The organism is Desulfobaccales bacterium (assembly GCA_041648175.1).
GTDB lineage: Bacteria > Desulfobacterota > Desulfobaccia > Desulfobaccales > 0-14-0-80-60-11 > 0-14-0-80-60-11.
Map to the genome: position 1 here is coordinate 141,793 of JBAZPO010000006.1, position 13,250 is coordinate 155,042.

Sequence of the window (13,250 nt, forward strand, 5' to 3'; positions counted from 1 at the left end):
TTCCCCTGTGACAAACCTCTAAAATTTCTCCATGAGAAAACCCCGGGGAGTTATAGGCTTTCCCGGGAGTATTTCAACCAAAACGCGGTGGTCAGTCCCCAAATGATTCCAAAAAAAGTAATCAGGACCGGCGCCGTATAACCCAGTTCCAGCCCAAGCAGGCCTCGCCCCATTTTCGGGAAGATAACCAGCAACTGCACCAGCGTCTGCCCCAAGCTGTAGAGTGCCCCCCTGGTATAGTAAGACATCTTAAGGGGCAAGAAAAACAAGAACGCCCAGATGCCACCCCACACCATGTGCTGATAAATCCACATGGGGGTCAGGGGCATGGCCATCTTGAATCCAAGCAGGGCGTTGAGGCCGGCGGCACCGAAGCCCCAGGCCACGATGGCCTTAACCAAGCCGCCGAAAGCGCCGGCGGCAAAAATCAGGCTGAGGTTGCGATAAAAGTTGTTCATATGCGTTCCTTTGCAATGAGGGTCAAGGTGGTTGACCGGATTGGCAGGCAAATTTCAGGATTATCTGATTGACGTAATTTTAAAATATTTTTCTCCAGGCCCCAAAAAGTTTTCATGGCGGAGGCGAGAATTTCTCTGGAGGAATCGTGGTTGAGTTAGTGGTTTGGGGACCGGGCTAAACTTATTTTCGGCGCACCAGGTTCAACCACCATGCCGCGGCAACTCCCCAGACGGCGTTATAGAACAACACGAACACAGGCGTGAGCGCGCCAAGTTCCAGGCCCAAAGCGCCTTTGTGGGCTTGGAGGGGAAATACCAGGAAAAGTTGCACCAGACTGGGACCCAGGCTGAAGAGCAAGCCCCTAATCGGAAATGACACCCGGCCCATCGGCACCAGGAACAACAAACCCCAGAGCCCGCCCCACACCAGCTTGGGGTAGAGCAGGGCGGTGGAAAGCGGCGGGCCGATTTGGACCCCGAGGGCCTGGGCGATTCCCAGCCAACCAAACAGCCAGACTGCCAGGCAGTTGAGCAAGCCTCCGAAAAGCCCGGCCACAAAAACCAGGGAGAGATTTTTCAGGGAAAGGTTCACGGTAACCTCCTCAAGAGATTATTTGAGACTCCTGATGAACTTTCTCCGATCTCGGCCCCGCCTGCCGTAGGCGTAGATCAAATGCTCGACCCGCGGCCGGTCATCACCGAGATGAAAAGAAAACGCCCGGTCTTCAATGACCCGGTCGGCCACGGTCATCCGTTCGTGTTGCCGCCGGTGCTCCATCCAGGTTTCCATAATAAAGGTTTCTATAAAGCGGCCCGGATTGGTGGTATCCTGAAACAGCCCCCAGCGGATGGCGCCGTCGCGGCGCCGGATGACGCCCAAGGCCCGCATGGCCTGGGCAAATTCTCGGGCCTCCCGGAGGTTAATCAGGTACTCCACCGTTACCAAAACTGGACCTTGTTCCGGTTTGGGCTCAAGGATCAGGTGAGGTTCAGGCCAGTGGAGAGACGGAGTCAGGTCCGAGTCCTCATCCAGGATGACCCGATAGCGGATGGCGGCCAGGAGCCCCAGAACCAGACCTCCGGCGGAGTAGAGCAGGGCGGCCTTGAGGTCTTGATGCGTGGCCACCGCGCCCCAAATGACGCTGCCGCCACTCAAGCCGCCGGCAAAAACCAGCATAAAGACGGCCAGTACCCGGGCCCGCACCCAGGCCGGGACCGCAATCTGGATGGCCACATTGAAGATGGAAACTATCACCAGCCAGGCGCAGCCACTGACCACCATGGCCATTACCAAGACCATCATGGTGGGCACCAGAGCCAGGACCGCGATCATAGCGGCGGCGAGTATGGTCATGCCGGCCAATAGGACCTCGCCGGGAATCAGGCGTTGCATCCGGGGCAAAAGTAAGGCGCCGCCCACCGCGCCGGCCCCGAAACATCCCAAGAGGATGCCGTAGTCGGCGGAACTGCCGCCCAGTTCATAGCGGACCACCAGGGGGAGAAGCGCCCACAGGGAGCTGCTAAAAAAGATGAAGATACCGACCCGCCAAAGCACGGCCTGTAACTTCGGGGAATGGCGGACATAGCGCAGCCCGGTGTGGATGGCGGCGGCCATGCGTTCCGCGGGCAAAGCGGTGTCGGTGACCGGGCGCTCCCAGCGGTACAAGACCACCATTACCGCCAGGAAAGAAAGGGCATTGAGGGCAAAGGTGGCTCCGGCTCCGGCTGTGGCCACGAGGATGCCTCCCAGCGCCGGTCCCACGGCCCGGGATACATTAAATCCGGCGCCGTTCAAGGAAATGGCCTGGGTCAGTTCGCAACGGGGCACCAGTTCGGGCATAATGGCCTGCCAGGCCGGGGCATTCATGGCGGCGCCCAGGCCCAGCAGAAAGGTGAAACTCAGCAGCACCCACGGCGAGGCGGCCCCCAGGAAAGTCAGGGCGGCCAGGAGTGCTGCGGCCACCATCATCCAGGCCTGGGTCACCAAGAGCAGCCAGCGACGGTCGATAATATCCGCCAGGGCCCCGGCGGGCAGCGCCAACAGGAACATGGGCAAGATGCTGGCGGCCTGGACCAGGGCCACCATAACCGGAGAGGTGGAGAGCGACGTCATGAGCCAGGCCGCGCCCACGCTTTGCATAAAGGTGCCGATATTGGAAACAATGGTGGCAATCCATAAGGCCCGGAACACCGGATGGCTGAAGGGGATCCAAGGCGAGATGGCGGCAGCGGCAGTTTTCATGGTAGAGGCAAGGACGGTTGTTTGTTTTAAAATCAGCCTCGATTTCTCAACCGCAGAGGGCACTTATTTCAATATAAGCATCGATCCGGGTTTGTCATGCCTGTAAGGGTTTTAGGGGTTGATGACGGATAACGGCAATATGGTTAATGAAATTATGCGGGCAGGGAAAACGGGGGCCTGAGTTCCTCAGACCCCCGCGGCTTACGATGCGTTGGAATTAACCCAGGATGGCCTTCAGGTCCTCATCCGGGGTGGTGATGGGCATGATGTTGAAGTTCTTCACCAGCACGTCCAGGACGTTGGGAGTGATGAAGGCCGGGAGGCTGGGTCCCAGGCGGATGTTCTTGATGCCCAGGTAAAGGAGAGTCAGCAAGATGGCCACCGCTTTCTGTTCGTACCAGGAGCAGATGATGGACAGGGGCAGGTCGTTGACTCCCACCCCGAAGGCGTTGGCCAGGGCCAGGGCGATTTGCACCGCGGAGTAGGCATCGTTGCACTGGCCTATGTCCAACAGCCGGGGGATGCCGCCGATGTCGCCCAGCTCTTTGTCAAAGAAGCGGAACTTGCCGCAGGCCAGGGTCATGACCACGGTATCCTTGGGGGTCTTCTCCACGAACTCGGTAAAGTAGTTGCGGGTGGGCTTGGCCCCGTCGCAGCCGCCCACCAGGAAGAAGTGGCGGATTTGCTTGTTCTTGACTGCGTCGATGACCGCTCCCGCCACGCCCAGGACGGCGTTCCGGGCAAAACCGGTCATGACGGACTTGCCATTGCTGTCCTCGGCAAACCCCGGCATGGCCAGGGCCTTGTCTATCACCGGCTTAAAATTGAGATCCGGGATGTGGGTGATGCCGGGCCAGCCCACCAGACCCCGGGTGAACAGGTTGGGGGCATAAATCTCCTGAGGCCGCTGGATGCAGTTGGTGGTCATGACGATGGCGCCGGGGAACTGGGGGAATTCCTTGGCCTGGTTCTGCCAGGCGGTGCCGAAGTGGCCGTAGAAATGGGGATACTTCTTGAGACCGGGGTAGCCGTGGCAGGGGAGCATCTCGCCGTGGGTATAGACGTTGATACCTTTGCCTTCGCTCTGTTTCAGGATCTCTTCCAAATCCAGGAGGTCGTGCCCGGAAACCAGGATGGCCTTGCCTTTCTTATGCCCCAGGGGGACCTTGGTGGGCACCGGGTGGCCGTAGCGGCCGGTGTTGGCCGCGTCAAGCAATTCCATAGTCCGCAAGTTGATCTCGCCGCATTTCAACACCAGCGCCAAGGCGTCGTTCAAGCCCATATCTTTGGCCGCGGTGGCGGCCAGACCCTCGTGGATGAAGGCATAGACCTTTTCGTCTTCTTGCCCCAAAATCCGGGCGTGATCGGCGTAGGCGCAGACTCCCTTAATGCCGAAAAGCAGGGTGTGTTTGAGGGCCAGGATATCGGGGTCAGCGGCGGGATAGGATTTGAGGCCCACCGTTTCCGCCTGTTTCAGCAAACCTTCCAGGGTGGCTTCGGGCTTTAAGGTGGCGGGACCCGCGCCTACATCCACCTTGCCGCCCGCCTTGGCGACTTTGGCTTTCAGTTGTTCCCTGAGTTCGACGCTCTTTTTGATCAACTTGACCAGGCGCTCGGGGTCGAAGTCCACGTTGGTCAGGGTCGAAAACGCCGCCTCGCAGGTGAAAACGTTGATATCCCGGTCGCTGACGCCCTTTTTACGACCTTCTACAGCCACCTGCGCCAGGCCCTGAAGACTATAAATCAATAAATCCTGGAGGGCCGCCACTTCGGGATTCTTACCGCAGACACCCTGAATGGTACAGCCCTCGCCTTTAGCCGCTTGTTCGCATTGATAACAAAACATGGTCAACCTCCTGAATTCTCTATTTTGAAAAACCCTTTGATCTGACTGGGCTTGAACCAAGGTTACAGGTAATTTAATGCCAGCCCCGCCATGCCGCCTTGACTTAAGACAAAAGTTTCAACATTTTCTCAGCGCTGGGGAAAATTAGTCTCAATACGAAGATTTTGGAGGCCTTTGGGGCGGAGCACTGAGGCAGGAAATGCCACCTCCTTGAGGACTATTGACAAAATTGTTAGCCTCAAAGATAGACATTAATTTACAAAAAACCACCCTCCGGTGATTTTTTGCGGTTGGGAAACTCCGACAAGGGCCAGGACCCGTGAGGTAATTTCCGGACGGTAGCGCTATTCCAGGATTTCCTTGAGGGCCAGCAACTCGTCTCGGATGGACTTGAGGAGAGTCAACACCTGGTTGTCCATGGGGACGGGGAAGGGTCGGGACGGCAGCAAGCGATGCTGCTCCGGCTTGTAGTGCATCTGGCGGCGCATGGCTGCCAGGCTCAGTTTTTCTTCTTCACGCAGACGCTTGATTTCAAAGATAAGCTGGATATCGGCAGGGCGGTAGAGGCGGTGGCGAGAGCCGCGGCGGTTGGGTTTCAGGAGTTTGCCCTGGTTCTCCCAATACCGCAGCACATGGGTTTTCACCCCGGTGATACGGCTTACCTCACCGATGGTGTAAAAGGCTTTGCGGGGGATATCCTCTTCCACGCTCTCCGTTACGAGCCTCTATTGAGAAAAGTTCAAGGTTCAAGGTTCAAAGTTAACATAGTGTGCACACCGCGCTGCATTACCCAGGATTACGGCGGGCACGGAGGCCCGCCCCACCGGATTTTTCATGGTTTTGAGAAAGCCAAAAGGCTCTGGCGCGACTGCAATAATAAGTTGATCAAATGAAGCTTTTGTAGCTCGGTGATGGATCAAGCCTTTTAAACCGATCTTACCCCAAGAAGATTCGGGCGTCCAGCGCTGCGGCCCCCTTGCCTGCCTCGAACACCACAAAAGGATTGATATCCAGTTCTTTCAGCTCAGAGAAATCCAGGACCATCTGGGAGAGGCGCTCCAGGGATTCTACGATGGCGGCCAGGTCCGCCGGGGGTTCGCCCCGAAAACTCGTCAGGGTGCGGTAGCCCTTGAGCCCCTGGATCATTTTCAGGGCCCAATCCTCGGAGATGGGGGCCAACTGAAAGTTGACATCCCGGAACACCTCCACAAAAGTGCCCCCCAGGCCGAACATCAAAAGCGGCCCGAAATGCGGATCCCGGCTCATCCCTAAGATAGTCTCCCTGCCTTTGGGCATCATTTTTTGCACCATCATGCCCTGGATGTCGGCCCCTGGGTGGGCTCGGGTAACCGATGCCCGGATTTCATCAAAAGCCCGCCGAACCTCCTCGCCGTTGGCCAGGTTAAGTTTCACCCCGCCCACGTCGAATTTGTGGATAACATCGGGGGAGACGATTTTCAAGGCCACGGGATAGCCTATATCTGTGGCCGCCTGAGACGCCTGGTCTGCATCATGGGCCCAATAAAAGGGGACCCCCGGGAAGCCGTAAGCCTGGAAGATTTCATGGGCTTCGGGCTCCAGGACGAATTTGCGGCCGGCCGCTTTGACGCGGTCCAACACCGCTTTCACTCTGCCGCGATCGACGTCCTCGAAGGTCTTCACATCATACCGGTCCCGGTGAATATTGGCGGCATAGCGGGCCATGGCGCCCATGCCCCGGGCCGCCTCTTCAGGGAAGTGGTAGTGGGGGAGTTTAGCTTTGGACCAGATGGCCAGAGTCTCCTCGATTTCTCCCAGTGCCATCTGGCAGACCAGGGTGGGTTTTTTATACACGGGAGCCACTTCGGCCACCGTAGAGGCGATGGCCGCCAGGTTGGTCATGAGCTGGGGGGTGGAGATGACGATGACCCCGTCCACGTTGGCATCTTTCAACACACCCTCCAGGGCGATCCGATACCGGTCTTCACGGGCATCCCCCAAAACATCCACCGGGTTGTGCACGTTGGCCGCAGGGGGAAGCCCGGCTTTAAGTTTGGCCACGGTCTGATCCTCAAATTCGGCAATCTCCAGGCCGTAACGCACCGCGGCGTCGGTGGTCATAATGCCTAAGCCCCCGGCATTGGTGACGATGGCCACCCGGTTGCCTTTGGGGAGCGGCTGGGCGGAAAACGCCAGGGCATAATCGAACAACTCCTCCAAGGATTCCACCCGGAGGACGCCGCACTGGGCAAACAGAGCGTCATAGGCCTCATCGGAACCGGCCAGGGCCCCGGTATGGGACGAAGCCGCCCGGGCCCCCGCCGCGGTCCGGCCGGATTTGATAGCCAGGATGGGCTTTTTATTCCCCTTTTCGCCGGTAATCTCCCGGGCCAGTTGGAAGAAACGCTTGGGGTCGGTAAGGTCCTCCAGATAAAACGCGATAACGTCGGTCAGCGGATCATCTTTCAAATAGGCCAGAAAGTCGTTTTCATTGAGGTCGGCCTTGTTACCCACCGACACGAACTTGGATAGGCCGATCTCCTCTCCTTGGGCGTACTCCAGGGCCGCCACCCCTACCGCGCCACTTTGGGACACCAGGGCAATGTTGCCGGCGCGGGGCATCAGCCGCGCAAACGAGCCGTTGAGGGAAACCTCGGGGTTAGTGTTGATGATCCCCAGGCAGTTGGGGCCCAGCAGACGGATGCCATGGTCCCGGGCGGCTTTAAGAACCTCCTGCTCCTGCTGTACACCAGCGCCGCCCAACTCCTTGAAACCCGCGGTGATGACGATGGCGGCCTTGATGCCCTTTTGGGCGCATTCCTCCATGGCGGCAGGGACTTGGGCGCTGGGGACGATGATGATGCTCAGGTCCACCTCGTCCGGGATCTCCAAAACGGAGGGAAAGGCTTTGACGCTCATGACGCTGGGGGCTTTGATATTAACCGGGTACACGACCCCGGCATAGCCGTGTTTAAAGACATTGGCAAATACCGCTTGGCCCACGCTGCCGGGCCGGTTGGTAGCGCCGATGACCGCCACGGAGCGGGGTGCAAAAAGGACGTTGAGATCCTGCGGATTAGGTTCCATTATTTTGCCTTTCTGGTATATGGCAAGAGGGTTGTTTGGCCTTGCCGGTCTGCCGCTCTCCCCAAGCCTGAATTTCCTGGGCGATGCGCCGGGCCGCTTCCGGGATGGCTGCGGCCACGGCCGGGGATAAGCCGTCACCGAGAGCAAAATTTTGCCCCTCAATCCCGTAAATAATGAGAACGGGCGGCAGTTCCTGAAAAAGGCGGCCCAGGGCTACGGCTTCAGCCACTCCCCAGCCGTGCGAAGACGCCGGCGAGGCTACCGGGAAGGTGGCCGCGGGGTCGTGCGCGTCAAAGCGATAAATGGCCCCCGGGGGGCCGCCGGCTACCACGGCGTCCACGACAATTACCCGGGGGGCGCCCTGCCAGGCGTCGGCGAGCGTGGTGCCCGTTCCCGGGCTCTCGGCAATCTCCGCATAGGCGAAATTTTCTTTCCGCAAGCGCTGGGCTATCATCAGACCCGCAGCATCGTCCCCCCGCCAGGCATTGCCGACGCCGATAACCTTAATAAGAGTTTTGGGGCGGATATGCATGGTGATAAGCATTATCGTAGGGGCGGGTTTGAAACCCGCCCCTACAGGAAGATACGCCGCCCAGAGCGGCAGTGCCGCAAAGTAAGCGCCGGGAAAACCTCTTCTCAATCAAGATAAGGAGGATCCTCCCGGCGCTCAAGCAGCTTCACCATTTTTTTCCGCAGCGGGCTACCGGCGCTCGAATTTGACCTTCAAGAAATGGGTGGCGCAGGAGATGCAGGGGTCGTAGTTGCGCACCATCTGCTCGCACTGCCAGGTAAGTTTTTCGTCAGGCAAATCCAGGCGCTGGGATACGAAGTGGAACAGATCATCTTCGATGATCCCCTGATTCTGAGAGGTGGGCGGCACGATCTTGGCCTCCTGGATGACGCCGTCCGTATCTATCCGGTAACGGTGATAGAGCAACCCCCGGGGGGCTTCGGTCGCGGCGCAGCCAACTGCGGCCCGGGGCTCAACCGAGACTGCGGGGGCCTCCGGCCGTTCGTAAGCCTCGATGATGCTCAAGGCTTCCTCCACGGCGTAAAGCGTTTCCACGGCCCGGACGATGATGCTCTTAAAGGGATTTTTGCAGACCGGCCCCAGGCCGGCCTCCCGGGCCGTTTCCTGGGCCAGGGGCGTGAGCCGGTCAAAGTTCAGGTTGTAGCGGGCCAGAGGACCGGCAAAATAGGCGCCCCGTTCTTTTATGGTGGAGTGCAGGGCGTGGCTGTAAGGCACGTGCTCTTCCACGAAGTGCTGCTCATAGTCCTGGACTTCGAGGTTCAGCCCACAACTTGACACCACCCGGCCTTCGTTGAAGGGATATTCGCTCTCGTGGCGCAGCGCGACAAATTCGTAATCCCGCTCAAACTCCGGGAAGGTAAAGCCGCCCACCCAGCGCACCGCTTTGACGGCCGCGTCCCGGGCCCACTTGAGTTTTTCTGCCAGGGGAGCCAGATCCCGCTTATGGGGCACCTTATAGAAGCCGCCCACCCGGATGTTGATGGGATGAATCTCCCGGCCGCCCAGGGTGCTGACGATGTCGTTGCCCACTTTTTTGAGCTGCAGCCCCATCTTCACGGTGTCGGGGTGGTCCTGGGCCATGCCGATGGCGTCCTGGTAGCCCAGAAAGTCCGGGGCATGGAGCATGAAGACGTGGAGGCCGTGAGACTCGATCCATTCGCCGCAGTACAACAGCCGCCGCAAGGCCCGGAGGGGGCCGGTGACCGTCACCTTAAGGGCGCGTTCCATGGCGTGCACCGCACTCATCTGGTAGGCCACCGGGCAGATGCCGCAGATGCGGGAAGTGATGTCCGGGGCCTCGGTGAAGTTGCGCCCCTTAAGAAAAGCCTCAAAGAAGCGGGGCGGCTCAAAAATCTTCAACTGCACCCGGGTGACGGCGTTATCCTTAATTTGGATGTTCAGGCCGCCTTCGCCTTCCACCCGGGCCAGATATTTGACGGTGATGGCTTTAGTGGTCATGGGCTGCGCTCTCCTGGCGAAAGGCGGGGGCGTTGGCGTAAAAGGCCCGGAAGGCCCGCACCAAGTTGGCTTCGCTCATGCCCAGCTTTTGACTGAACCAGGCGGCCAAGGCCGCGGTGTTGGGGGTTTCCTTGGGGCCGTAACAGCCATAACAGCCGCGGTGGTAGGTCGGACACAGCGCCCCGCAGCCGGCATGAGTCACGGGTCCCAGGCAGGGGGTGCCCATCACCATTACGCAGATATTGCCCCGGTTCTTGCAGTCGATACAAACACTGTGCGATCTGGCCACAGGGGGCCGCCCTTGCAGAAAGAGGCTCACCGCTTCAAGGAGCTGATGCTTGTTAATGGGGCAGCCGTTCAGACCGAAATCCACCTTGACGTGGGCCGAAATAGGAGTGGATTCCTTCAGGGTGTCGATATACTCAGGTTTGGAGTACACCGCGTTGACGAAGTCGTTGACATCCGTAAAATTACGCAAAGCCTGGATGCCTCCGGAGTTGGCGCAGGTGCCGATAGTTATGAGATACTTGGAAGCCCGGCGCACATGCTTGATCACCTCGGCGTCGTGGGGGGTAGTGATGGAGCCGTCCACCAGGGTTAAATCATAGGGGCCTTTCACCATGGCCCGGGAGGCCTCAACAAAATAGGCGATCTCCAGTTCGCCGGCCACGGCGAGGAGCTCGTCTTCGCAATCCAGGAGGGACAACTGACAGCCGTCGCAGGAAGCGAATTTCCACACGGACAGCTTCGGCTTACTTTTCTTGGGGGTCATTTTTACACCCATAGCTTTACTCTTTTTCGACGTTTCTTCTTTGAAAATATTGTTGTCTATTTTTTTCTACCCTTCAAATATTTAGATAAATAGCCACCCAGATAGATGCCGATAATAATAGAGATCAGAATGAGAATGAATATGAGGAGATATGCCAAGAATCAAACCTCCCGCCGTTCGAACCAGTCTTTGATGCGGTCATAGCGGAACACCGGGCCATCCTTGCAGACGAAGAACGGCCCCCATTGGCAGTGGCCGCACAGGCCGATACCGCATTTCATGTTGCGTTCCTCGGACAGGTAGATTTGCTCCGGCTTCAGCCCGTGGTGTATCAGTTCCAGTACGGTGAAGCGCATCATCACCCCCGGACCGCAGACTAGGGCCGCGGTATTGGGGGGGTCAAACCGGGCCCGGCCGATGATCTTGGTCACCACCCCCACATTGCCCCGCCAGTCGTTTTCGGCCGCGTCCACGGTGACGTGCACCCTGAGGTCGAAGCGGCCGCGCCAGCGCTCCAATTCCTTGGGGTAAAGCAGGTCTTTGGGGGTCCGGGCGCCGTAGATCAACTCAACGCTGCCGTATTCGCCCCGATGGTTGAGAACCTCATAGAGGGCCGGGCGCAAGGGCGCCAAACCCAGACCACCGGCGATGATCAGGACGTCGCTGCCCGCCACTTGGGCCACCGGCCAGGGCACGCCGAAGGGACCCCGCACACCCAGGGCGTCTCCCGGCTTCAGGCGGCAGATGGCCGTGGTGACGTTGCCCACATCCCGGACGGTGTGCACCAGAGTCTCGGGCCGGGCCGGGTCACCGCTGATGGAGATGGGCACTTCGCCGGCGCCGAAGGCATAGAGCATGTTGAACTGCCCCGGAGCAAAGGCAAAGTTGGCCGGCCCCTCCGGGCGGGTTAGGTCCAGGGTATAAGTATCAGCGGTCTCCCGTTTCACTTTTTGGACCACAAAAGGCGTGGGGATCATGGGATCAGGCAAATTTGCTTTCATATGCTTCCCGGTAGAGGCTCATGCCCGTGATTTTACTTGCCATACATATCGGCAAGTTGTAGCTTGGTCACCCGAAACTGCACTGCCAGGTAATGGGCATAGCGCCGCATGAGCTCATAGCCGAAGTCATGGTTCTGGTTGCATTTGTTGAGGAGACAGGCGACATCCAGGCTGATGACCCGGGTCAACTCCAGGGCCTCGGCATCCAGATGCCAGTGATACGGCTTATCAAACCACAGCCACCCCAAAACCTCGCCTGCTCCCAGGGATTGGATGGTGACCGGACCCCGGCGAGCCCGATAGATTTCCACTGCTACCCGGCCGTGATGAATCACGTAAAATTTGGTAGCTTCCCCCTCATCCCGGCAGAGAAACTCTCCCGGCTTAAAGGTCTCCCGGGAGGCGCATTCCAGCACGAGCTTGAGATAACGGGAATCCAAGCCTTTAAAAAACGGATGAGCCGCCAGAATGGGTGCTAGCGTTTCCATGGTGCTACTCCTTCGCAGGTTCGCCGGCGGAAGTCCTGATGGCCCGAACTTCCGCAGTGATGTCGATGCCCACGGGGCACCAGGTGATGCAGCGCCCGCAGCCCACACAACCCGAGCAGCCGAACTGGTCAATCCAGGTGGCCAGCTTGTGCGTCAACCATTGGCGGTAGCGGGACTTAGGCGTGGTGCGGATGCTGCCGCCATGCAGGTAGGTGAAATCCACGGTAAAGCAGACATCCATCTGCCGCCGGCGCTCAGCCCCCTGCCCCCCCAGATCCAGGGCATCCTCCGGGGTGTGGCAAAAACAGGTGGGGCAGACCATGGTGCAGTTGCCACAGGTGAGGCAGCGGGCGGCCACCTCATCCCAGCGGGGATGTTCATAATTGTTATAGAGCAGGTCTTTGATCCCGGTGGTGTCCAGGGTCCGGCCCATGTTCCCGGCGATGGCCGCCACCGCCTGGTCCGCGGCATCAACTTCAGCCTTGGTGGCCGCGCGCTTAGGCACTGCCTTGATGATATCGGCCCCTCGCGTGGTGCCGGGCTCCACCACAAAGAAATGCTCATCCCCTTGGAGAACTTCGGTCAGGGCCAGGTCGAACCCCGTGGTCACCCGGGGTCCAGTCCCCATGGAGACGCAGAAACACGTGCCTTTATCCTGGTGGGCGCAGTTCACTGCCACGATGAAGGCTTGCTCCCGGCGGGACCGGTAGGTGGGGTCAACATGAGCGCCCTTCAGAAAGACCCGGTCCTGGACCTCCATAGCAGCCAGCTCACAGGCCCGGACTCCGAGAAAAGCGTAGCGGGGAACTTCTTCAGGTTGAGGGATGATTCGAAAACCGCGGCCCTGCCGCTCGGCCTGCCACAAGGTTTGGTGGGGCGGAAAGAGAAACTGTTTCCACGACTGCTGGCCCACGGCGAAGCCGAAGAAGGCTTGGGTCTTGCGTTTTTCCAGGCGATAGGTCCCGGCCTCCTGGACCGCGGTCCAACCCACGGGCAAATCTACACTTTTGTCAATCGGCCCATAAATGAGTTGACCGTCTTCCAGGGTGGGGCCCATGACCTCATAGCCCCGGTCGCTCAGGGCGTCCAGCAGGTGCTGGAAATCCCGGGCTTCCACCCGCACCTGCGCGCCAACCTGCAACGATGATGTTGCCATAAAGGGCCCTCCGCATCTTTAGTAACTATAGGTCGGGATGGAAACAGCGTCAAGCAAACATCCGGCGGGGCAGCGGGAGGGGCACCTGCGGGGGGTTAGATTTTCTTCCAGGCAAAAAGATAGGGGAAGGAGAGCGGTTCACTCTCCCTCCCCCGGGCGGTGTTGGAAGGAGTCAGGTTGGTTGGTTAAGAAAGTGACCGTTAGATATCTTCTCTGCTTAAACACCAGGGC

The 13,250-nt window shown here is 59.0% G+C and carries 12 protein-coding genes; all 12 read right to left on the reverse strand.

Going from position 1 to position 13,250, the window contains the following annotated elements:
• Positions 1 to 50 precede the first annotated feature (50 nt).
• Positions 51 to 458, reverse strand: coding sequence for a hypothetical protein (locus tag WC600_07860; GenBank protein ID MFA4902646.1), 408 nt, complete (start codon positions 456 to 458; stop codon positions 51 to 53).
• Positions 459 to 639: 181 nt separating this feature from the next.
• Positions 640 to 1,050 (reverse strand): hypothetical protein, encoded by a 411-nt coding sequence (locus WC600_07865; GenBank protein MFA4902647.1) that lies wholly within the window; start codon positions 1,048 to 1,050, stop codon positions 640 to 642.
• Between the two features lie 18 nt (positions 1,051 to 1,068).
• Positions 1,069 to 2,700: an MFS transporter gene (locus tag WC600_07870; protein ID MFA4902648.1), complete on the reverse strand. Its 1,632-nt coding sequence runs from the start codon at positions 2,698 to 2,700 to the stop codon at positions 1,069 to 1,071.
• A 217-nt stretch (positions 2,701 to 2,917) separates the two neighbouring features.
• Positions 2,918 to 4,546, reverse strand: a complete 1,629-nt coding sequence (gene hcp, locus WC600_07875) for a hydroxylamine reductase (protein ID MFA4902649.1) — start codon at positions 4,544 to 4,546, stop codon at positions 2,918 to 2,920.
• Between the two features lie 344 nt (positions 4,547 to 4,890).
• On the reverse strand, positions 4,891 to 5,253 hold the full coding sequence (locus WC600_07880; protein ID MFA4902650.1) for a MerR family transcriptional regulator: 363 nt from the start codon (positions 5,251 to 5,253) through the stop codon (positions 4,891 to 4,893).
• 229 nt (positions 5,254 to 5,482) lie between these two features.
• A complete protein-coding gene (locus tag WC600_07885; GenBank protein MFA4902651.1) occupies positions 5,483 to 7,612 on the reverse strand; it encodes an acetate--CoA ligase family protein in 2,130 nt (709 codons plus the stop codon).
• Complete coding sequence (locus tag WC600_07890; protein MFA4902652.1) at positions 7,602 to 8,144, reverse strand: hydrogenase maturation protease; 543 nt, start codon at positions 8,142 to 8,144, stop codon at positions 7,602 to 7,604. Before WC600_07890 ends, WC600_07885 begins: the two co-directional genes overlap by 11 nt.
• Before the next feature lie 168 nt (positions 8,145 to 8,312).
• The gene (locus WC600_07895; GenBank protein ID MFA4902653.1) at positions 8,313 to 9,602 is read right to left on the reverse strand and encodes a Ni/Fe hydrogenase subunit alpha; all 1,290 of its coding nucleotides are present in this window, start codon (positions 9,600 to 9,602) and stop codon (positions 8,313 to 8,315) included.
• On the reverse strand, positions 9,592 to 10,386 hold the full coding sequence (locus WC600_07900) for an oxidoreductase (GenBank protein MFA4902654.1): 795 nt from the start codon (positions 10,384 to 10,386) through the stop codon (positions 9,592 to 9,594). The genes WC600_07895 and WC600_07900 overlap by 11 nt, the downstream gene beginning before the upstream one ends.
• Before the next feature lie 149 nt (positions 10,387 to 10,535).
• Positions 10,536 to 11,375, reverse strand: coding sequence for an FAD/NAD(P)-binding protein (locus WC600_07905; GenBank protein ID MFA4902655.1), 840 nt, complete (start codon positions 11,373 to 11,375; stop codon positions 10,536 to 10,538).
• Between the two features lie 32 nt (positions 11,376 to 11,407).
• Complete coding sequence (locus WC600_07910) at positions 11,408 to 11,863, reverse strand: cyclic nucleotide-binding domain-containing protein (protein ID MFA4902656.1); 456 nt, start codon at positions 11,861 to 11,863, stop codon at positions 11,408 to 11,410.
• Positions 11,864 to 11,867: 4 nt separating this feature from the next.
• On the reverse strand, positions 11,868 to 13,019 hold the full coding sequence (locus WC600_07915; GenBank protein MFA4902657.1) for a 4Fe-4S dicluster domain-containing protein: 1,152 nt from the start codon (positions 13,017 to 13,019) through the stop codon (positions 11,868 to 11,870).
• Positions 13,020 to 13,250 lie beyond the last annotated feature (231 nt).